This is a genomic window from Aquimarina latercula DSM 2041 (genome assembly GCF_000430645.1).
Taxonomy (GTDB): domain Bacteria; phylum Bacteroidota; class Bacteroidia; order Flavobacteriales; family Flavobacteriaceae; genus Aquimarina; species Aquimarina latercula.
Window position 1 is genome coordinate 782,744 of sequence record NZ_AUMK01000003.1, and the last position, 22,352, is coordinate 805,095.

Consider the following 22,352-nt stretch of genomic DNA (forward strand, 5'->3'; position numbering starts at 1 on the left):
ATATTTGACAAACAATAATCAAGAATGCAATTTAAACACCCAGAATTTCTTTATGCTTTATTTGCCCTTCTTATTCCTATTATTGTTCATTTATTTCAATTAAGACGTTTTCAAAAAGTACCTTTTACTAATGTACAATTTCTAAAAGCGGTTACCATTCAGACTCGTAAGAGTTCACAAATTAAAAAATGGTTAACCCTATTAGCTAGGTTATTAGCATTTGCAGCACTTATTATTGCTTTTGCTCAACCATTTTTAGCTTCAGAAGAAATCGTTGGAAAAAAAAGTGAAACTGTTATTTATCTAGACAATTCTTTTAGTATGCAAGCCAAAGGTTCTAAAGGCCCATTGCTGCAGAGAGCGATTCAGGAATTGCTTAGCTCTTTATCAGAAGATGAAGTTGTTTCCATATTTACAAATACAGAAACTTTTAAAGAGGTTACCAAAAAGGATATCCGAAATGACTTACTACAACTAGAATATACTTCGAATCAAATAGCATATAGTGCTGCATACTTAAAGGGAAAACAGCTTTTAGGTAATTCTCCCGAAACTATAAAGCGTATCATTATGGTTTCAGATTTTCAACAAAAAGAGGAAGTTTTTGACATACCTACTGACGTAGAAACCAAAACAAATCTTATAAAATTAACACCTGTAACTCGCCAGAATATCGCTATTGATAGTCTTTCTCTAAGTAGAGATGAAAATAATGAAATGGTTCTAAATGTTTTATTAAGTAATACTGATGCACGTGCTGATAATATTTCTGTTGCTTTTTATAATGGAGAAAAACTAGTTGCGAAAACAACAGCTTCTATTCCTAAAAACAGTAAAACCTCTACAGAATTTAGAGTTGATGAGAATACTAAAATTAACGGCCGTATTGTTATAGAAGATCCTTCATTAAACTTTGACAATTATCGATATTTTACCATTAATACTCCCGAAAAAATAAAAGTGGTAGCTATTAATGAAACTAGTGATAATTTTATAAAAAACATTTATACATCCGATGAGTTTTTATTAATTAGCGCCAAAATAGATGAGTTAAACTATAATGATATTGGTAATGCCAATCTTGTATTAATCAACGAGATTAAGCAAATTCCTGTTTCACTAATTAATGCTCTTAAGTCTTTTAAAGATCTGGGAGGTACTATTTGTTTTATTCCAGCAGCGGATGGAAATCTTGCATCATACCAACAGTTTATAAATAGTTTTTCTTCGGAAAGTTTAATAGCAAAAAGTATTCAAGAAAAGAAAATTACAGGAATCAATTTTTCTCATCCCTTATACAAAGGGGTTTTTGATAAAAGAATAACCAATTTTCAGTACCCAAAGGTAAATTCTTACTATCAGACTACTGCAAATAATACAATCTTATCTTTTGAGGATAGTAGTCCCTTTTTATATGTAACAAAATCCATGTACGTATTTACTGCGCCTATTAATAATGAGAACTCTAATTTTAAGAACTCTCCATTAATTGTTCCCACTTTATACAACATTGGAAAACAAAGTCTAAAACTTTCTGATATTTCTTATAACATAGGACAAGTAAACACCTATGATGTTCCCATTTCGTTAGGACAAGATGGAATTTTATCATTAGAATCAAATGAAGAAAGTAGTATTCCATTACAACAGAGTTTTGCTACCAAAGTTCGAATTACAACAGACGAGGTACCTTCTAAAGCCGGTATTTATGCTCTTAAGGACAAAGAAAAATTGATTCAGCATGTGGGTTATAATTACAATACTTTAGAAAGTGATTTACAATACTATAACCTCTCTACAAACAAAGAATATGAGGTAAGCGATTCTGTAACCACTCTGTTCGAGCAAATAAAAGAAGAAACTAGTATTAACGAACTTTGGAAATGGTTTATTATTTTTGCTTTGATTTTCTTATTAATTGAAATCTTATTATTAAAATATCTCAAATGAATTTCTTATTAAAGGCAGCTACTATTTTTGATCCATCATCGCCCTTTCATAATCAAACAGTAGATATTCTTATCGAAAATGGAATCATTAAAGATATCGATTCGTTAATCGAAATAACAGAAAATGTAGAGGAAATTAAATTAGATACATTACACGTTTCTCAAGGATGGTTTGATAGTAGCGTAAGTTTTGGCGAACCTGGGTATGAAGAACGAGAAACAATAACAAATGGACTGGAGGTAGCTGCAAAAAGCGGTTTTACTAGTATTGGATTAAACCCAAACACGCTTCCCATAATTGACACCAGTGCTTCTGTAGGTTTTCTGAAAGGAAAATCTCTACAAAACGCCGTAGATCTATATCCTATCGGTTCTCTTACAACAAAATCCGAAGGTATTGACTTGGCAGAGCTTTATGATATGAAACAAGCTGGAGCCATTGCTTTTGGAGATTATAAAAAACCTATCAAAAATCCAAACCTACTAAAGATTGCTCTTCTATATGCTCAGAATTTTGATGGATTAGTACTTTCTTTTCCTCAGGATACGAGTATTGCTGGAAAAGGTATGGTACACGAAGAAAAACAAAGTACATTACTTGGACTTAAAGGTATTCCTGCATTGGCAGAAGAATTACAGATATGCAGAGACCTTTTCCTTTTAGAATATACCGGAGGAAAGTTACATATTCCGACAATTTCGACTGCAAAATCAGTTCAATTAATTAGAGAAGCAAAATCAAATAAATTAAATGTAACTTGTAGTGTTTCTGTTCATCATCTATCTCTTACTGATGAAGAATTAACAAGTTTTGACACAAATTACAAGATACTACCGCCGTTACGAACAAGAAAAGATGTAAACGCTTTAATTGAAGGAGTTAAAGACGGAACAATAGATATGGTTACAAGTGATCATCAACCAATAGATGTCGAAAATAAAAAAGTAGAATTTGATAACGCTATGTATGGAACAATAGGTTTAGAAAGTGCTTTCGGAATCCTAAATAATATACTAGATATTAATCATACTATATCACTACTTACCAAAGGAAAATCCATATTTGGAATTGAAACGGATTCCATAGATAAGGGAAATAAAGCTAACTTATCATTATTTACCTCAAAAGGAAGTTCCATATTTAAAGAAGAACACATAGGATCTACTTCTAAAAATAGTGCATTTTTAGAAAAAGCTACGAAAGGTAATACGTATGGAATTATTTCTAACGGACAAATAGTACTAAAATAAACACCTATTCTCATGCAATCAGATTACGAAAAACAAGGTAAAACTGCAGCTATAATAGCATATATAACTATTATAGGTACTATTATAGCGCTCTTTATGAATCAAGATAACAAAAACAAATTTGCTACTTTTCATATTAGACAAGCTTTAGGAATTAATATAGGTTTTTATCTGTTAGGAGCATTAGTAAGTATGTTCGATTCTTGGATAATTTCCTCTTCCTTTTACATTTTTATCTTCGTACTTTGGGTTTTTGGTTTAATAACCGCTATAAGAGAAGAACAAAAAACTGTTCCAATTGTAGGACCCTATTTTCAAGAATGGTTTACATTCGTGAAATAAATAACACTATATAATTATTTATTCCATAAGAAATTTAGTGAGTTTCAAATCAGGAGAAAGCGCGATAACTAGTATTACAGAATCACTATCTGATTGTACTAGATACCTATAACCTTCATCTTGATCCATTAAATCAAATTCTGAAAATTTACCTTGACTATCCATATTTTTGGCGACAAACTCCTTTACTTTATCTAAAGTAAATGTAGTCTGTAAGTCCGCAGAAAATTGATCAAAGATTTTCTGAGCATCATTAGCGTTATACGAACTAATTATAGTCTTCATTGTACTTTCATAATCAACATCTGTCTGGGAAACACCAATATGGAAACAGAAAAACAGACTAAAATAGATTACTTTTTTCATCATTAAATTCATTTTAAGGAGCTTAAATTTAGGGAATATTCCACTAATAATTATCGAAATTAAGTATTAACACGTATTTAAGCAATGAGAATTACGTAATTATCAGTATTGTAAATTAAGAATTTCAAAATAATATATAAAAAAACCTGTGAAACTGATTTCGCAGGTTTTGAATTATGGTATTGTTATTATATGCTATTGTTTTGGTTTTGGACTCCATTTTAGGAAGTTTGGTTTTACAACTAGCATTGCCCATCCCCAGTTTTGTAATCCGCTAGGATCAGCAACTCCTTTTAGAATTTCCATACTATCACCAGCAAACATCTGAGAGTACCCTATTTTTAAGGTAGCATATGGTAGTATTTTTTGAGTAAAAACTAAATCTAGTTCTGTACCTAAGTAAGTATCATCAGTTCCTGCAATATCTTCTGCAGCAGAGAAATAGTGAAGTTTTGCTAATAAACTACTGCTTTTACCAGTTTTGATAACAGCTTTAGCATATATATCTTGTAATCCTACACTATTGGCATGATTCCCTACATAAAAGTAATCCATATATCCATTAAATTTATGATTCGTTCCAAAAATTGGGAAGAAGGATGTAATCTCGCCATCTGTCCCTCCATTATCATCACCACTAAGTAGTTCTCCACCTATTCCGAATAAAGTTTTTCCTGGTTTATAGGTAACCTCTAGACCGGCGTTATATGCCGATAAATCAACTGTTTCTGTAAACTTACCGGTTTGTGCATATAAGTTTAAAGCTATTTTTAATCCTTTAGCAGGTTTTGCAACTAAATGTGTACCAAAGGTTTGTCTATTTACGGTGCCATCAATTGGAGTTTGACCATCGGTATCCAAATTCTGATAAGAATTATTTACAAAAAGAAAACTCCCAGAAAATTTAGCCCAGTCTTTATGTAACCAAGCATAAGCCATTCCTTTGTAATCAAATACAGCTCTTACATTACCATCATTATTAGGATCAAATAAGGTGTTTATTCTACTTACTCCATTTTGATTAAAAGAAAAACCAAAATCTAGTTTTAGGCCACTTTCATTTTTATACTTAATCAAAGCTGCATCATGAAACCTTCCTTGCATTGCCCAATCCAATCCACCAAGTATTCTCTGATCATCATAAGACAGTGCTTGTCGACCTATTTTTGTCGACCATCCACTACCAAACTTAAAATTAATCCAAGCTTGAGCTAAGGAAAAACTACTGTTGTTGTCAGCAGCAGCTATCTGAGGAGTATCACCCCAAACACTAACATCCTGCACACTAAGATATGTAGAAAACTTATCTGCAGTATATCCAAATTTTAATCGAGAACGTTGTTGTACAAATATAGCTGCATCTACTCCTGATGGAACAAGATTCCCGAAACCACGTAAATATTCTGCTCTGGGTCTTATGTCTGCATCAATACTAAGTTCTTGGGCCTTTATACTACCAATTAGCAATAAAGCACACATTAATAATTGTAGTCTTTTTTTCATATGAATTGGTTTTAAAAAATTAAATAAAAAAAACGTATTAAAAACTTGTTTAAAATACGCTTTTTTCCCCATTTAAATAACAGGTGTTAGTTATAATTTATATTTTCACTTTTTCATATAAACCTGTAACTGTGTTAAAAGCTTTTGTTAAGTCATTACTGATTTTATACATTTCAGAAGGCTTAAACCCTTGATTCATTAGCTTCTTTTTATTGTTTTTAACACTCTCCCACTTGGTCATTGCAAGCCCTAACTTTTCATCAATTTTCTCATTATTAAAATTAGAAATCAATAACATAGTTATAGCACCATCAATTTCATTAAATACGTTATTCAACATCTGTTCAGAATTCTTTGTCTTCAATGTGGTTTGATTTGCAAAATAATACAATGCTAATCTTTGAGAAAGCATACGTTGTCTTCCTGCCATATTAATAATTTGCTTAAGCTCTAAATCGGATTCACCAGAACCGTCATCCTCTAAAAGATCTTGATCGTTTTTATTAGCTCCTTTTGATTCCACAATAACAGCAGATACCACATCATTGGTTGCTTTTAGTAAATCTGTATTTAAATCAATAATCTTTTTTGCATTATCATAATTTGGAGTACTCTCTATAAGCTTTTTAAACTCTACCCAAATACCATTTACCTTTGTAATTCTATCTTTAGTTACCTTATAACTAGAATTCTGATTGATAATACCATTCTGTTTCTCGAAGATAATTTTACTAGTCAAAAGGTCCCTCTTAACTTTTGCATCACTAGGGTTTTCTACTAAATACAGGTAGGACTTAGCCATTTTTTGACTTAGCATTCTTTGCTTTCCAGAAATATTAACCGCTTTATTAAAGGTTAACATTCCGTATTTTATGTTTTGTTGTGCACTTATTGTATTTGTGCTCGACGCCACTATTCCAAATAAGAATAGTAACATTATAGACTTAAATGTAAAATTTTTTTTCATTGTTTAATTTTTATAATTGAGATTAATTTTAATATTCCTCTAAGGATAAATGGGTGATTTTATTATCGGATGATAGTCCTAAAACTAGAATTGTAGAAGAATTTTCGAATTCCATTAAATAACGTTTGTTACCATCGTCATCCATTAAAAAAGAAGATTCTCCCATCGTTCCTTTTTTAGCCTGATTATCAGTAATAAAACTCGTTACTTTGTCCAATGTAAAAGAAGACTGTAAATCTGAAGAAAACAGTCCAAAAAGGGAATTAGCATCTTTTGCATTATATGCATCAGAAATTTTTGTGATAGTCATTTGATAACTATCCTCGGTTTGTGTAAAACTAAAACATATAGATAGTAATAGTAAGTAGGTAATTTTTTTCATAAAGTTTGGGATTTGGTATTAAAGATTAATATTTTACTTAATATTCCATTATAGGAAATTTACGGTTTAACCGTAAATTATTTTGAATAACTGAAACAAAACTATTTCAAAATCCGATTAAACACATATATCTTCGATATAATACACTTTTAATAAGTTTAGTAGCGCTTATTTTAAGTTTATTGGAAAATTTATATAACAACCTGTAATATTCGTTAGATAATATAAAATTGGTTTATGCCAAAAAACACTGTTTATTTAAAAATTATTATGGCAGTCATAACTTTAAATATTTGATTTACTAAATAGTTACTAAGAGCATTCATAAAGTTTATTTTACATACAAATCATTTTTAATATTATCTAAAACTAGATCAAGCTTACGGGTAAACCGTAATTTTGATACGTTTTTAACATAATTTTAACTTATGTTTAACACGGTCTCGTTAAAAAAACTGATTTAAACGCTTAAAATGAATCTAATTAATCCAAGAAAAATATCTTGTTGTAAAATAAGAAACACAAAAATCTCGTTATCAATTATTTAGAAAAAAAGTATTTGTAAGCTTAATCCTACCAAAACTAACTAACAAAATTACCTTATAGTGTTTATGAAGAGACTATCTAAAACAATTTCAAAAATTTTAATAATCTGTGCTTTAACTATATTCACACAAATTGGTGGACTGCTTTTCTTTATTTCAGAATTTATGATCTCGAAAAACATCAAAAGTTATCGATTAAAAAAAATTAGCTGGTTTATTGGTTTATATATATTTAGTACATTTTTAATTGTACCATATCTCGCTCCTTTATTTGGGAGAGAAAAAATTAGAGATAATGATCTTATAACGTCGTGTACTTTTTTTACCAAATTATGCAATAGAAATTATGTAACTCCAGAATTAAATATCGCCTTACAAAACATAGCTAAAACTGTAAGTGAAAATAATAATAAAATTAAGCTCATATATCTAGATGCTAATTTCCCTTTTATTAACGGATTTCCATTACCTCCTCACCTTAGTCATAATGATGGTAAAAAAATTGATCTCTCTTTTATTTATACTAACAGTAGCGATCAGATCACTAATAAAAAACCTGCGCTTTTTGGGTATGGTATCTATGAAGGCCCAAATTCTAAAGAATATGATCAAATTAAAGTATGCAAGAAAAAAGGATACTGGCAATATGATTTTGCTAAATACTTGACTTTTGGAATTTCAAATAATCAACTTAAGTTTTCAAAAAAAGCAACAAAAGATTTACTTTTGACAATTGTAAATCAGAAAGAAGTAGGGAAAGTTTTTATAGAACCTCATCTAAAAAATAGATTAGGGGTGCAACATCCTAAAATTCGATTTCATGGTTGTCAAGCAGTAAGGCACGATGATCATATACATTTACAACTAAAATAACTTCAATAAAATTGAACCTTAGCTAAAAGAAGATGGAAGTCAAAACTTTATCATTACATCATATCATTAAAGAACCAACTATTAAAAAAGATAAAGCACCTGTTTTATTTATGTTTCACGGATATGGAAGTGACGAAAATGATTTGTTTTCTTTTGCTTCAGAATTACAAGAAGAAGTATTTATAATTTCTGTTAGAGCTCCCTATCCAATGCAACCCTATGGTAATGCTTGGTATGCCATCTATTTTGATGCCGCGCAAGGAAAGTTTAGTGATGATGTACAAGCTATTGAGTCACGAGATAAAATAGCAACATTTATAGATGAAGCTGTCGCAACCTATAATTTAGATCCTACCAATGTAACTCTACTTGGTTTTAGTCAAGGTACAATTCTTAGCTATTCTGTAGCACTATCATACCCTAAGAAAGTAAAAAATGTGATAGCATTAAGTGGCTATTTAAATGAAGATATCCTTAAAGAAGGTTATGAAAACAATGATTTTTCAAAACTTAACATATACTGTTCACACGGTAGTGTCGATCAAGTAATTCCTATAGATTGGGCGAGAAAAGCTCCTGTAAAATTAAAAGAGTTAGGAATACATACTTCACTAAACGAATTTCCAGTTGGTCACGGAGTCGATCCTCGCAATTTTTATCAATTTAAAGAATGGTTGACTAATCATATTTAGAAAAGTAATATAAACCATAATAAGCGATAGTTTTTTTCGTTGGAATAAAGACACTTATCTCAAACTCCAAACATGAAAACACTATCCTCACTACTTGTTTTCGTATTCTTAACTATTACCTTTTTAGGTAATGCGCAGATTACGTATGAAACTGTTTTTCCAAATATAGATTTTGAATTTCCTGTTGAAATACAATCCCCCAATGATGGAACAGATCGAATGTATATTGTTGAACAAAGAGGAAGAATTAAAGTTTTTCCGCGGGTTAATAATGTAGGAGCTAATAGTGTAGATACCTTTTTAGACATATCAGATCGTGTACGTTTTAGAGACGGTCAAGAAGTTGGGTTATTAGGATTGGCTTTTCATCCTGATTATGAGACTAATGGATATTTTTACACCTACTACACCACGGATAGCCCAGTGTCAGGCATATCGGTAAGAATGGTACTTTCTCGGTTTACGGTAAGTACTTCTAATTCTAACTTTGTCGATCCAGATAGTGAATTGGTGATTTTTCAGTTCGATAAAAATCAGAATAATAGCAATCACAATGGAGGTAAAATTGCTTTTGGCCTAGATGAATATCTTTATATATCTATTGGTGATGGTGGAGGTGGAAATGATCCTGAAGGGAATGGACAAAATAAAAATACTGTTTTTGGTAGTATTCTTCGTATCGATGTAGATTTAGACGGAAATAATCCAGTAGAAACGAATCCAGATTTACCAAATGGTAATTATGAAATTCCAAGTGATAACCCTTTTGCCAATTCTGATGGATTAGATGAAATATATGCCTATGGAATTAGAAACACTTGGAAATTTTCATTTGATAATGAAACTGGAAGATTATGGGGTGCTGATGTAGGTCAGGGTGCTTTTGAAGAGGTAAATATAATTGAAAATGGAAAAAACTATGGTTGGAGTCGATTTGAAGCCAATTCTGTGGCTAATAGTAATGTAACCATCAATGAACCTACTGTTTTTCCGGTTCATTTTTATAACCGAAATCAAGGAGATCGTTCCATAACTGGTGGCTATGTGTATCGAGGCTCAGAGATCACGAGTCTAAATCCTGATATTAACTCTAAATATATTTTTGGAGATTATGTAAGTGGAAGAGTTTGGGTACTGGATTATAACCCTTCTTCTGGAACAGCTAACAGTACATTATTATTTAATACATCTGGTGAGTTTGTTTCTTCTTTTGGAGTAGATAAAAATGGTGAACTATATTTTAGTGATTATGGAAGTAGTGCACAAATCTATAAACTAGTGGATGGAACGACCACAACACCGGGAACTGCTATAAGTGGTATTGGACAATGGCAATCATTAAATCAAGGAGTTCCCAATGGAGTCATTCAAGCTATCGTAACAGATACTAATGGCGATGTATATCACGCTGGAACTTTTAGTGAAGTAGGAAATATAAGCGCTAATAATATCGCCGTTTGGAATGATTCATCTGGATGGAGATCGCTAGGTACTGGATCTAATGGAACTATTAATACACTTAAAATTTCTTCTAATGGCAATTTATATGCTGGAGGAGCTTTTACTGAAATAGGAGGTGTTTCTGCACAAAATATAGCCGTCTGGAATGGGAACAACTGGTCTGCATTAGGATCAGGAATAGATGGAACAATAGCGTCTATTGAAATTGATGATAATAACAACGTATATGCTGGAGGTGTTTTTGAAACAATAAATGGCAATACTGTAAGAAATATTGCAGTATGGAATGGCACAACTTGGTCAGCATTAACTGATGTAACTAGTGGAATAGCAGGAACAAATAATGAAGTAAGATCATTGGCATTAGACACAGACGGAATACTATATGTAGGTGGAAATTTTGACGAAGCTGGAAACGTTACTGCGAATAGAATTGCTACTTGGAATGGAACTAACTGGGGAGCATTAGGTACAGGAACTAGTGGTTTTGTAGAGGCAATCGCAATAACTCCAACAGAAGTGTTTATTGGAGGTAATTTTTCTATAGCAGGTGGTCAAACTGTTAATAGAATAGCAAGATGGAATAAAAGCAATACTACTTGGTCATCTGTTAATAATGGAGTGAATAATATAGTAAACACATTAATTCACGATGGAAATAATTTATACGTCGCTGGTGCTTTTGACACTGCCAATATTGATACTAATAATAGTGTTATTGTTAATAATATCGCAAGATGGAATGAAACAAATGGTTGGGAAGCATTAGGTACTGATATTAATGTTGGAGTAGATATTAAAATAAACACCATGAGTTTTGCATCCGATAATGAAGGTATTAATACTGTTTTTGCTGGCGGTAATTTCTCTACTGCAGGAGCTATCAATGCTAGCAATACTGCGCAATGGATATCCGAGAATACTTTAACTATTCCTGAAACAAATGAACCAACCACCTTTTTATACCCTAATCCAACTAGTGGCATAGTACAATTACCTAAAGAAAACGAGTGGATACTTACTAATAATATCGGCAAAATAATTAATAAAGGAAAAAGTACTACTATCGATATTTCTGGGTATGCTACCGGTATGTACTTTTTGAAATTAAAAGACAAAAAGACTTTAAAGATCATTAAAAAATAGAAAGCAAATTTTAACGATATTTATCCCCAAGACCAACTCCTCTTAAGATCATAGGTGTTATTTTTTCTAACCTCGTAGCTTTGGTAGTATCTCGTTTTGCATTAGTAATATATTCTGCGTATTCTTTTTGTTTAAACCGAGGCAACTTCTCAAAACTATTTTTTAGATCCTTATTAGCTTCTAAAATTACTTTTAACTCTTCTGGTACATTAATATTGGTTGAAGGTTTTTTAATTATTATTTCTTTACCATCTTTTTGATTTTGTATCGCTTCAAGAACGTATTGTAACACTAAGTCTTTTTCTATTTCTTCATAAGAAGAAAATCTCCATTGTCGCAAACCTTTTGTCTTTCCTTCTTGTGCATTAATCAATTTACCTTGATCATCTTTTAGAAACACTCCTTGATGAAACCATATCCCTACATAGGATTTAAATGCTGTCAAACCTATTACATTCTTACCATCTATCGTATATGTTGGTGTACCCCATTTTATTGTTTCCTTCATTTCTGTAGAAATCATAATTGATCTTAATAATTCCAGGCTTTTTTTCCAGTGTAACTTACTGTTAATAAAAACATCCACTGTTTTACTATTTTCCAAAACACAAAAAATATAGTTCTATTTTCTCTCTAAAATAAATTTTACTCTGCTAAGTATTCTTTTAATCTTTGTCCTAAAAAATAATTCCAACCTGCGATACAACTATCTCTAGTAAATTCAGGAACATTAGACGGAAAATCTTCTGTTACTACCAGGGATAACTTAAGTCTAGTTCGATTATCTTCCTTATACAACTCAAAAGTCACAAATGCATCACCCGGATACTCTACATAGCTCCAAGTGTATGTGATTTTTTTATTGAGTATTACTTCGGTTATTTCCCAACAATGTGTATAATTTCTATCTTCGACCCGCACTAAGAATTGGGTTTTAAAACCAACTTCTGGTTTAAATGATCTAATAGCATCAAAAAACCAGAATTTCATTTCCTTTACACCTGTTATTGCTCTCCAGACTTTATTTTCAGGAACATTGTAATATTCTTCAATAATTATGGGTTCATCAGTAACTTTCATTATCTTAAATAATTAAATTTCAATTATTTATTAGCTTTACTAAATTAAACAAGTTATATGTATTAACAAAAAAATACTATGGCATTGAATTTGATCAATTATCAAAAAAACAATCAACTCATGAGAACGTTACTTTATTTTGTCTTTATCCTATTCTTATTCTCAGCTTGCTTTCCTACTAAAATAGCACCTACAATTAAAGAAGATAAAGTAATGGTTGCTAAAAAGTTTAAGAAAGGGCTTCCCAAAAGAAATTCCTTTATTTTCGAAGATCCCAAAAATGAAAATGAATTTTACGACTATATTAATTACAAATTTAAATTAGATAATAAAGACGTTCAATGGAATGTTCCTTTCATAGTAAATAACATAACATATTACCTCTCTTTTAACGAAGTAGAGAGAACCACAAAAACAATCAACCTAGCACCCTTGGTAATCGATGCAGCATTAGAAAACAATAATTTAGAACCAGTTTTAGAGAATTCTTACACAAGTCGCAGTGGAAAATGGTATCTAGTACTTACCGTTAATGATGAAGAGTTTATGGATTGTCTTAAAGAAAGTTATGTAAAAAGAGATGAGATTGTTGTATTTCTCAGACAACTTAGAAAAGAATATCTCGCAACCAGCGATTACAGATCTCTATTATTTAAAAAATAAAACCAAATCATATACCATAAACTCGTTACTCACTAGGGCTTTTAAAAGAATTTTAATGTATTGGTATATAAAAGTCAACTAAGCATTTGTTCTCTGGATGATTTCTGAAATCATTATGATATATTTCAAATGGAGTCACCTCTGATTTCTTATACCCTTGCTCGTTCATCCAAACAAAAAGACTACTCCAGGCTTTTTCAAAATCTTCGGGAGTGATTTCAAAATGACCAACAATATTTCTCCCCTTTTTAATAATAACTGGGCTGATTTCACCTTCAGAAACAAAAGGTTCGTTCATCAATATACAAACACTCATTCTAACTTTATCTGGTGATGTTACCTTGAAACTATCATGAAATATTCTTGCCATTTTAGTATCAGGGGTTTCCATAATTCCTTTAGATGTCCCCCATTTTATTAACTTTTCAAAAACATTTCCTATCCCTTCTATCCCAATATGAGTAATACTTGCAAAATGTAATTCTGGTACTTCTTTTACTTCGATTTTTGCATTCATTTTAATCCAATTTAAATGATTATTAATGTTACAAATGTATTTTTCAAAAATCGATTCCTCTTGTCCAATCTTGCTTTCTACTTTACTAATCTTGCTAAACTTACTAGGAAGTTGTTTTCTAAAATCGGTCGGACTTACTCCATAAAAACTTTTAAAAGCTCTAGTGAATGAAGAATTACTACTAAAACCATATTGAAGCGATAGCTCAGCAATACTAACTTCATTTTTATGCATAAGCTCTAAAGCGATTTTTTCAATACGTCTTCTATTTACATAGGAATTCAGTGTCTCACCTATTACGGCCTTAAAAATTCTATGAAAATGAAATGGAGAATACAGTGCAACCTTCGCAACTGATTCTAAGGATAAATCCTCGTCTAAATGCTCATCAATATAAATAAGAACAAGATTAATTCTATTTATATATTCTTTATTTGATTGTTCTTTTGAATTAAATTTCATTAAAATATTTTCTTAAAATTAATCCAAGTCATCTCGATCAAAATCTTTAATAAAATCAGTGGTGTTTTTAAAACCTAACTTTTCAAGTTTTTCAAAATATGGTATATAATCAGATTCTTCAAATTCATATGTATCAACATTCCACAAAAAATGTATAATCCACTGATACCATCTTGCTGGGGCTGGATATTTTCTTAAATACGTTATACGATCGTCAAAATTTAAAACTTCTTGATCCAACCATTCATTTAAAATCATTATGTGAGTTTCTCCTCCTCCCATTCTCCAACCGATACTATACGGATGAAGATTAGGTCCGTATATCCAAGGCGGAGGAATATCACCATACTTTTTTGTTAGTTCATTACTGGCTTTTATGTACCATTTAGAATTTTTATATTCTCCCATACATTCGATAAACAATACTATCTTTTAATATGACCTACTTTTTGTTATAAGTTCTTTATTACACCAATACCAGATTGCGTCTTCACTATTAGGTTCATAAGGAGCAAATTTATCGAACTCCATTCCAACTTTTTCCATCACTCTGATCGATGCTTTATTATCTTTAAATGCAATTGCAATTATCTTTTTTAGTTTAAGGGAATCAAAGCCATACTCTAAAATTGCACGAGATGCCTCTGTTGCTATACCCAATCCCCAATATTCAGGTAAGAACCTATATCCTAAATCAATTTCATCAAATTCTGGCAAGTATGCCAATCCTGACCATCCTACAAATTTATTTCCTTTTTTTAAAATAGTAGCCCATCTACCATATCCATATTTTTTATAATCAATAATTCTTGTTTCTATGGCTTTTTTTATTTCTTCCCTAGATTTTACTACAGGTTCTCCTGTATACTTTTGTACGGCAGGATTAGAATGCAGATTGTATAGTACTTCTATGTCATCAAGAGTAATTTCTCTTAATAATAATCTTTCTGTTTCTATTAAAACCTTCACTTTATTGATTATAATATTTTAGGCATACCCTATTGAGAATATAAATATACCTAAAATGTTATACTCAATTGTTCTATCACACTAGAGTTCCATTCAAGCGTAACTGTTAATAGGTTTTCTTTCTCGTTCCAATCAGTTTCAACTATCTTATCTCCTACCTTAACAGATGCTGGAGCAGTTTTTATATTATGAATAATTAATGATAGTTTACGACTGATTTTAGCATAATCATTGCCTGTTTCAGACTTTAAATTTATAGAAAGTGTATCATCTACATTCTTACTATTGAAACTTAAAATCTCATACTTACCTTTTTCATAGGCATTTGGCGTATTTCCATCATCATCATATAATTTCCCAAAACTAGAACTCGTTTGAACATCGTGATAATAATGTAACGTAAGCTCCTTAGTATTATATAATTCTGTATTCTGGATAGTCTCTACCATAGGAATAAATGCACCTGCTTTTACAAATACAGGAATATGATCCTCTTCGGTTTCTATAGTAATATATCTACCTCCTTCATATTTTTCACCTGTATAAAAATCATACCAATTAGATCCCTTAGGAAAATAAACATCCTTAGATGCTACCCCAGATTTTACTATTGGAGAAACTAAGAAACTGTCTCCCCACAAGTAAGTATTAGAAACCGTTTGTAATTCTTTAGCCTCAGAATCTTCAAAAAACAAAGGTCGCATTAACGGAACTCCTGTTTGATTATTTTCAAAAGCTAACGTATAATTATATGGAAGCATTTGATATCTCATTTCTATACTCTTTTTCGCTAATTCTTTTGTTTTTTTATCATGAAAAACTGGTTCTGGTGCAATATGTTCTTGAGCATGTGGTCTATAAATAGGTTGAAAAACTCCATACTGTAACCACCGAGTATATAGTTCTGCGTCAAATTTTTCTCCTCCAGCAAAACCACCTAGATCCGAATGCATATATCCCAATCCTTGAATCCCCATTGATAAGGCTATTTCGGTTTGAGGTTGTAAACCACCCCAACTTCTATTAACATCTCCCGACCAAGGAATCATCCCAAATCGTTGTGATCCAGAATATCCAGCACGCATCAAAATAAAAGGTCGTTGATTAGGGAAATCTTTTTGGTACCCTTCTTGAACTAATCTCGCCCAATCGTGTCCGTAAATATTATGAACTTCGTCAGCAGATCCTGTGGCATGTAACAATGATGATGGATGAACTTCAGGTTCACCAAGATCTCCCCACCATCCTGAGACTCCATATTCTTTAGTATATGTTTTATAAATATTCCAAAACCAATCTTTACCTTTTTGATCATAAATATCAATAATTCCAGTGTTTCCAAAATAGAAATCATATCTAAAAGGATTTCCTAATGAATCTTTACCAAGAACTTTTTCAGTTACAGCTTCTTCCCATTTTTTGGATGTTGATAAAACAAAAGGTTCTGTTATTAAAATGGTTTTTACACCTTGGTTTTTGAAATCATTGATCATTTGTTTAGGGTTAGGAAATGAATCTTTCAAAAACTCTAGATTTCCCATATGCCCTTTGATGTCTTTTCCAAACCAATAAATATCTAGAATTACTGCATCTAAGGGAATAGAATCACTTTTAAATTTCGCTATAGTTTCCTTAGTTTCCTTTTCTGAATGATATCCAAAACGACTTGCAAAATTACCAAAAGCCCATCGCGGAGGTAATGGTTGTTTTCCTGTTAGATCAGTATACTGATTCATTAAATCTTTCCAATCATCACCAGCTACAACTTGATATGTCTTTCTTCCATTGATCGTTTCGTAACTCAATGTATTATCTTTTTTACTATCAATATCAAGAAAACCGATCGGAGCATTATCAAAATGAACTGCATATTTTTTAGATGATAGTACTAAAGGCATCGTATAATTCATTAATTCAGCACGAGTTTCATAACCATAATGCGCTCTATTATATAATTGCAAACGATTACCTCTTCTATTCATTCCTACTACTCTTGCTCCTGCACCATAAATAACTTCATCTTTATCTAAATTAAAATTCAATATTTCTGTAGAATCTGTTTTAAGATATCCCTTGTTCTCTGAGATTAATTCTTTTCCGTTATATATATAAGAAATATGAAATGGTTCTTTTGTTATATGAACACTGATCCCATCAGAATCGCCGTATACAATACTTTTATCAGTTTCCTCTACGTTAGCAACAATTCCATTTTCTAAAATAACCGCATGAGATTGCGGGTTAAACGTTTCTCCATTTGGAATAAATGAAGTTTCTATAATTTTATTAGAATATAGTTTTATAAGGTATTTCCCATTCTCTCTAGAAACCTCAATAAAACCATCTTTTTTATAGCTATCGATATTGGTTATAAAATCACTCGCATTAGGTTTACAAGAAAACGCTAAAAATGTTACTACTCCGGAAAGGAAAAAGAAAAATAATCTTGACTTCATTATGTAATGGGTATTTTCTAATGTTGATAAGATTCAAATATACTAGAATACCTTTAAAATAAGGATACAACAACTGATGACGATACCGAATTATTGAATTTTCATTCAAAACAAAAAAACACAATAAAAATCACAATACTTCACTATAACGTTTTCGTAACTAAATAGAATTAGTTTAATCATATCGTAATCGATTTCATACAGTAAAAGCATTAACATAAAATACCTAACCTTAACCTAAACATTTGTTGAGATAGACTAAACATTTTGGTAATACCGAAAGATTACTTTTAGGGTATTAATAACCAATTTAATCTTAATCGTATTACACATGAAAAATCATCCTTACACTATGGTAAGTAGACACAAAAAATCATTATCTATCTATGTCTGCTTAGGCTTTCTACTTTCATTTTCTTCTTTTGCACAAACCAAAAAAGATAAAACAACTCCACAATTTGATTTACCTAAGGACAATTATTATGGTCAAGAAATTTATGCAAAAGGAAAAGGAAAATCTTTTAGAAACTTTGGAGACTTACTATTCTCCAGAGCAGTTTTAGATGCAGCTAGTTTCTCTGAAGGTCCTACCTCTGGTCTTTTAATTGGTAATGGACCTATTAATGAGCAAAACCTTCCTTTTGATAACAAGCAACCTATCCAAGGATTTTCTGCTGTCTTAAATAATATGGACGGAACTTTTACTGCAATGTCAGATAATGGTTTTGGAAGTATTGAGAATTCTTCGGATTATAATTTACGTTTATACAAAATCAAACCTAGATTTGAAACTTTTTTTAGAAGAGGAGAGGGAGATATTCAAGTATTAGAATATACCGAACTAAAAGATCCTAATGGACTAATTCCATTTGCAATTACGAATCATTTTAGCCAAGATAGAGTTTTAACCGGTGCAGACTTTGATATTGAATCTATCCAAAGAACTACTAATGGAGATTATTGGATCGGAGATGAATTTGGACCTTTCTTATTACATTTTGATCAAAATGGGGTATTAATAGACGCTCCTTATCCTCTACCTGATCTAGATAATGCCGGTAAAGAATTACGTTCTCCACAAAATCCATTTAGTGAAGAAGCGAGTGCTATTAGAATTATGAATGCTATGAGGGCGCATGCACAAGCTAATGGTAGTAAAGCCCCAGTAATGTCACCTTGGTTTGTTATGTTAGATGATAATGATGAAACTACGGTAGTAGGAAGTAGAATGACAACTGCCAATGGATTGGTAGAAGCATCAAGTGAATTATTTAATGTTTCTTCTTTAAATCGTGCTGGTCATCCAGTAGTTGTATACACCGTTAACGATACAGAAAACATGAATCGTTTGTTGGACCTAGACTTACAAGGAATTATTTCAGATCGCCCCGACCTTTTATTAGAAGCTGTACAAAATTTTGATAAGAACCAAGACGGTCGCGCTGATTATATGGATGATAATGGACTTATTGATGTTACTCTTTTTGATGCACAAGGACATCGTGGAGCTAGAAATTTACGTCCAGAAAACACCATACCATCTATGGAAGCAGCATTAGATTATTTGATGCCTACATTAGAAACAGACTGTGGAATCACTTTAGACGGAATCCCTGTACTAGATCACGACCCACATATAGAAGCGGCAAAAACAAGAAAAGTAGATGGCACTCCATATGAATATGAAGATGAAGTATTGGTAAAGAATCTTACATTAGACAGTATCCAAAAAACATTTATTGCAGACAAAATCTTAGCCGGTAGACCTGCACAAACCAATGATCTTTCACTCTCTCCTGTTGCTGTAGCTTTTGCAAATGAAAAAGGATTTATTGATCCTTACGTAATACCATCATTACAACAATTATTTGATTTTGTAGAGTTTTATGTTAACTATTATAAAAATGGAGAAGGATCTTCTCACCCTGAAGCTACGAAACGTTGGATGAACGCATCTAAAGTTCGTTTTAATATAGAAACCAAAATTAATCCAAGAACAGATCTAGATGATCGAGGTGATATTTTTGCTGAGAGAACTTTTGGTCCGGAAATATTTACCAAAGCAATTGCTGATATTATTGTTGCGAATGAATTAACGGATCGTGCAGATATACAAAGTTTTGATTTTAGAACACTATTACTTTCACAAGCTCAGTATCCAGAAATTAGAACGGTTTGCTTATTTGGTGATTTCCCTAAAGTTGGAGATGCTGGCGATGGTACCAACTTACAAGATCAAAATGGAGAAAATACTCCTTGGTTAGCAGGAATGTACTGGCCATATCGAGTGACAAAATTAGACACTCCATTTAATGTAAAACAAAGTGGTGGTTTCGAAGGAATGGCTTTAACTACAGATAATACCACATTATTACCATTGCTAGAAAAACCGCTAGAAGGTAGCGAAAATAACAATCTATTAATCCACGAATTTAATCTTGCTAGTAAATCTTATACCAATAAAAAATATGAATATCCACTTAACGAAAGAGCTTCTGCAATTGGTGATTTTGTAATGTTTAGTAGACAAAGAGGATTAATAATCGAGAGAGATGGATCTCAAGGAGATCTTGAAGGGTTCAAAGCTATTTATGAAATAGAACTAGACGAAGATTCTACGATGGTTCAAAAAAGACTTAATGTAGACTTATTGAACATTAGAGATCCTAGGAGAATTTCAGAACCTGGATTACCTGGAGATATAGGAATTGGTAGAGAATTTGCTTTTCCTTTTGTTACTATAGAAAGTGTTGTAGTTCTTAATCCGTTTTTGATTGGTGTTCTAAATGATAATAACTATCCATTTAGTGTTGGTCGACATGTTGGTGAAGGGTTACCTGATGACAATGAGTTTATTTTACTGTGGTTAGACCAACGATTAGGATTGCCTTGGTACAACAAGAAAGATACTGTATTAAGATTTAAAGAAGACGATTTTAAAACATATCCTAACACTTTTACCAACAAGGTGACTTTCTCTTCTATAAATGAAAAGATAAGCGTAGTAAGTATTGATATATTTGATTTGGCAGGAAACTTAGTTAAACAAATAAATTCTACTAAAACAAATGAAAATGGTTTTGAATATATATGGGATGGTAAAGCCGATAGTGGTGCTGATGTATCTACAGGAATATATATTGCAATTATCCAAGCTGATGGAGAATTTATAAAGAAAAAGTTAGTAAAAAAATAAAAACTTAAAATTAACCAACTTACTAGCATTAATAACCAAAAAAAAGACCTGCCATATTAAGCAGGTCTTTTTATTTATACTCGTAATATCTCTTAATTTTTAGGGTATAAGAATGATTGTTCAACTTCGAAATCCACTACTCCATCTTTTCTAACATCATAAATAATAAATAATTGCCCCCAATAAACTCCATCTGTAAAATCTGCTATGATCCATTTATGATTTAATAATCTTACTTTATTAATTGCCATATTACCCTCCATTCCCTCAAAAGGAACAATTGGATTATCAGCTCCTGCTTTATTTTGACTTATGATTTGGTCACTAATAGTTAACTCTAACTTTTTTGCATCATATCCTTGCTCTTCAAAATAATTAATAGCTTCTTCATCACTATCTAATGAAAAATAAGTTAGTTCTAAAATTTTATCTATTAATGAATCTTTTTCTGCATCTCTAGATTTTAACTCATCTTCCTTCTCTTCTATTTTAGCCATCAAGTTATCTATCTTACCATCATAAGATTCCTTGGCTTTTTTAGCATTCATAAATTGAAATAATATGAATAAAACTGAAAAAATAAATAGGTAAAGAAATATTCTACTTCGCATATTAGATTGTAATTTTTAAATTATCGTAGGCTAAAAAAACGTTTTCTGGTAATTGTTGTTGTACTTCTTCATGAAACCCAAGCATATGGCTTATATGCGTAAGATATGCCTTTTCAGGCTTTACTTCATCAATAAACTCTAATGCTTCTTCTAAATTAAAATGAGAGTGATGCGGCTCAATTCTGAGAGCATTTACCACCAATACTTTCACCCCTTTTAATTTTTCGGTTTCCTTCTTCTCAATGGTTTTTACATCAGTTAGATAAGCAAAATCTTTAAATCTAAAGCCAAAAACTTGTAATCGATTGTGCATTAAATCTATCGGGATCACATCCAGGTTGCCCAGTGAAAATGGTTGGTTAGTTAGTTCATTTTCTATAACACTGGGTGCTCCTGGATATTTATTTTCTGATGAAAATATATAACTAAATCTTGTTCTTAAAGCATTTAATACTCTTTTATGCGCATATACAGGAATATCTCCTTGTCTAAAAAAAAATGGCCGTATATCATCCATTCCCATCGTATGATCGGCATGTTCATGAGTAAAAATTATCCCATCAATCCTATCTACTTCATTTGTCAGCATTTGTTGTCTAAAATCAGGACCGCAATCTATTACATACTGATACTCGTCCCATGAGACTAAGACCGACACACGTAATCTCTTATCTTTTTGATACTTACTAAGGCATACAGGATGTGTACTTCCTATTATCGGAATTCCTTGTGATGTTCCTGTACCAAGAAATGTAACTTCCATATCGCATATTGACTAAAGGCAAATGTAATTATAATTTTTTTGCTCAAAAAGTAATTCATTTCGACACTTTATTATTTATATCTATTATAAAATGCGAAAAATTGCTTTCAGTTTTTTTTAATAATACTTAATCTATTAGTAACTTTACATAAACAAAA

General features: G+C 31.4%; 20 protein-coding genes. 8 read left to right on the forward strand and 12 right to left on the reverse strand.

Annotated elements, in window-relative coordinates; genetic code table 11:
- The first annotated feature begins 24 nt into the window (after positions 1-24).
- Genes H526_RS0103660 through H526_RS0103670 form a run of 3 tightly spaced genes read left to right on the forward strand, consistent with a single transcriptional unit; the run spans position 25 to position 3,542 of the window.
- Positions 25-1,950: a vWA domain-containing protein gene (locus tag H526_RS0103660; protein ID WP_027391747.1), complete on the forward strand. Its 1,926-nt coding sequence runs from the start codon at positions 25-27 to the stop codon at positions 1,948-1,950.
- On the forward strand, positions 1,947-3,200 hold the full coding sequence (locus H526_RS0103665; protein ID WP_027391748.1) for a dihydroorotase: 1,254 nt from the start codon (positions 1,947-1,949) through the stop codon (positions 3,198-3,200). Before H526_RS0103660 ends, H526_RS0103665 begins: the two co-directional genes overlap by 4 nt.
- 12 nt (positions 3,201-3,212) lie before the next feature.
- Positions 3,213-3,542, forward strand: a complete 330-nt coding sequence (locus H526_RS0103670) for a magnetosome magnetite crystal formation protein family (RefSeq protein ID WP_027391749.1) — start codon at positions 3,213-3,215, stop codon at positions 3,540-3,542.
- An 18-nt stretch (positions 3,543-3,560) separates the two neighbouring features.
- Here H526_RS0103670 and H526_RS0103675 read toward each other — a convergent pair whose 3' ends face one another.
- The 4 genes from H526_RS0103675 to H526_RS0103690 form a co-directional block, all read right to left on the reverse strand.
- Positions 3,561-3,908 carry a hypothetical protein gene (locus H526_RS0103675; RefSeq protein WP_147404069.1) on the reverse strand — a complete coding sequence of 116 codons (348 nt, stop codon included), beginning with the start codon at positions 3,906-3,908 and terminating at the stop codon, positions 3,561-3,563.
- Between the two features lie 195 nt (positions 3,909-4,103).
- Positions 4,104-5,411, reverse strand: coding sequence for an alginate export family protein (locus tag H526_RS0103680; RefSeq protein ID WP_027391751.1), 1,308 nt, complete (start codon positions 5,409-5,411; stop codon positions 4,104-4,106).
- 97 nt (positions 5,412-5,508) lie between these two features.
- Entirely contained in the window at positions 5,509-6,378 is an 870-nt protein-coding gene (locus H526_RS0103685; RefSeq protein ID WP_027391752.1) for a type IV pili methyl-accepting chemotaxis transducer N-terminal domain-containing protein, read from the reverse strand.
- Positions 6,379-6,406: 28 nt separating this feature from the next.
- Positions 6,407-6,760 carry a hypothetical protein gene (locus H526_RS0103690; RefSeq protein ID WP_027391753.1) on the reverse strand — a complete coding sequence of 118 codons (354 nt, stop codon included), beginning with the start codon at positions 6,758-6,760 and terminating at the stop codon, positions 6,407-6,409.
- 611 nt (positions 6,761-7,371) lie between these two features.
- Between H526_RS0103690 and H526_RS0103695 the strand changes: the two genes are divergently transcribed.
- The 3 genes from H526_RS0103695 (at position 7,372) to H526_RS0103705 (ending at position 11,477) form a co-directional block, all read left to right on the forward strand.
- Positions 7,372-8,178, forward strand: coding sequence for a hypothetical protein (locus H526_RS0103695; RefSeq protein ID WP_027391754.1), 807 nt, complete (start codon positions 7,372-7,374; stop codon positions 8,176-8,178).
- 32 nt (positions 8,179-8,210) lie between these two features.
- A complete protein-coding gene (locus H526_RS0103700) occupies positions 8,211-8,870 on the forward strand; it encodes an alpha/beta hydrolase (protein ID WP_027391755.1) in 660 nt (219 codons plus the stop codon).
- Positions 8,871-8,942: 72 nt separating this feature from the next.
- Positions 8,943-11,477, forward strand: a complete 2,535-nt coding sequence (locus H526_RS0103705) for a PQQ-dependent sugar dehydrogenase (protein ID WP_027391756.1) — start codon at positions 8,943-8,945, stop codon at positions 11,475-11,477.
- Positions 11,478-11,487: 10 nt separating this feature from the next.
- Here the strand turns inward: H526_RS0103705 and H526_RS0103710 are convergent, their stop codons facing one another.
- Together H526_RS0103710 and H526_RS0103715 are read right to left on the reverse strand one after the other, a co-directional pair.
- Positions 11,488-12,081 (reverse strand): YdeI/OmpD-associated family protein, encoded by a 594-nt coding sequence (locus H526_RS0103710; RefSeq protein WP_027391757.1) that lies wholly within the window; start codon positions 12,079-12,081, stop codon positions 11,488-11,490.
- Between the two features lie 41 nt (positions 12,082-12,122).
- Positions 12,123-12,557, reverse strand: a complete 435-nt coding sequence (locus H526_RS0103715; RefSeq protein WP_027391758.1) for an SRPBCC family protein — start codon at positions 12,555-12,557, stop codon at positions 12,123-12,125.
- Between the two features lie 120 nt (positions 12,558-12,677).
- On the opposite strand from H526_RS0103715, the gene H526_RS0103720 reads away from it, so the two are divergent.
- Positions 12,678-13,220, forward strand: a complete 543-nt coding sequence (locus H526_RS0103720; RefSeq protein ID WP_147404223.1) for a hypothetical protein — start codon at positions 12,678-12,680, stop codon at positions 13,218-13,220.
- A gap of 52 nt (positions 13,221-13,272) precedes the next feature.
- Here the strand turns inward: H526_RS0103720 and H526_RS0103725 are convergent, their stop codons facing one another.
- From H526_RS0103725 to H526_RS28185, 4 genes are read right to left on the reverse strand one after another with little or no spacing between them, the layout of a single operon-like run.
- Positions 13,273-14,199, reverse strand: a complete 927-nt coding sequence (locus H526_RS0103725; RefSeq protein ID WP_027391760.1) for an AraC family transcriptional regulator — start codon at positions 14,197-14,199, stop codon at positions 13,273-13,275.
- Between the two features lie 18 nt (positions 14,200-14,217).
- The gene (locus H526_RS0103730) at positions 14,218-14,607 is read right to left on the reverse strand and encodes a hypothetical protein (protein WP_027391761.1); all 390 of its coding nucleotides are present in this window, start codon (positions 14,605-14,607) and stop codon (positions 14,218-14,220) included.
- A gap of 24 nt (positions 14,608-14,631) precedes the next feature.
- Positions 14,632-15,168: a GNAT family N-acetyltransferase gene (locus tag H526_RS28180; protein WP_051335954.1), complete on the reverse strand. Its 537-nt coding sequence runs from the start codon at positions 15,166-15,168 to the stop codon at positions 14,632-14,634.
- A gap of 50 nt (positions 15,169-15,218) precedes the next feature.
- A complete protein-coding gene (locus H526_RS28185; RefSeq protein WP_035084245.1) occupies positions 15,219-17,624 on the reverse strand; it encodes a glycoside hydrolase family 31 protein in 2,406 nt (801 codons plus the stop codon).
- A 331-nt stretch (positions 17,625-17,955) separates the two neighbouring features.
- Between H526_RS28185 and H526_RS28190 the strand changes: the two genes are divergently transcribed.
- Entirely contained in the window at positions 17,956-20,820 is a 2,865-nt protein-coding gene (locus H526_RS28190; protein WP_081415536.1) for an esterase-like activity of phytase family protein, read from the forward strand.
- Positions 20,821-20,912: 92 nt separating this feature from the next.
- Here H526_RS28190 and H526_RS0103750 read toward each other — a convergent pair whose 3' ends face one another.
- Together H526_RS0103750 and H526_RS0103755 are read right to left on the reverse strand one after the other, a co-directional pair.
- Complete coding sequence (locus H526_RS0103750) at positions 20,913-21,368, reverse strand: hypothetical protein (RefSeq protein ID WP_245591179.1); 456 nt, start codon at positions 21,366-21,368, stop codon at positions 20,913-20,915.
- Positions 21,369-21,432: 64 nt separating this feature from the next.
- Entirely contained in the window at positions 21,433-22,194 is a 762-nt protein-coding gene (locus H526_RS0103755) for an MBL fold metallo-hydrolase (protein WP_027391763.1), read from the reverse strand.
- Between the last annotated feature and the right edge of the window lie 158 nt (positions 22,195-22,352).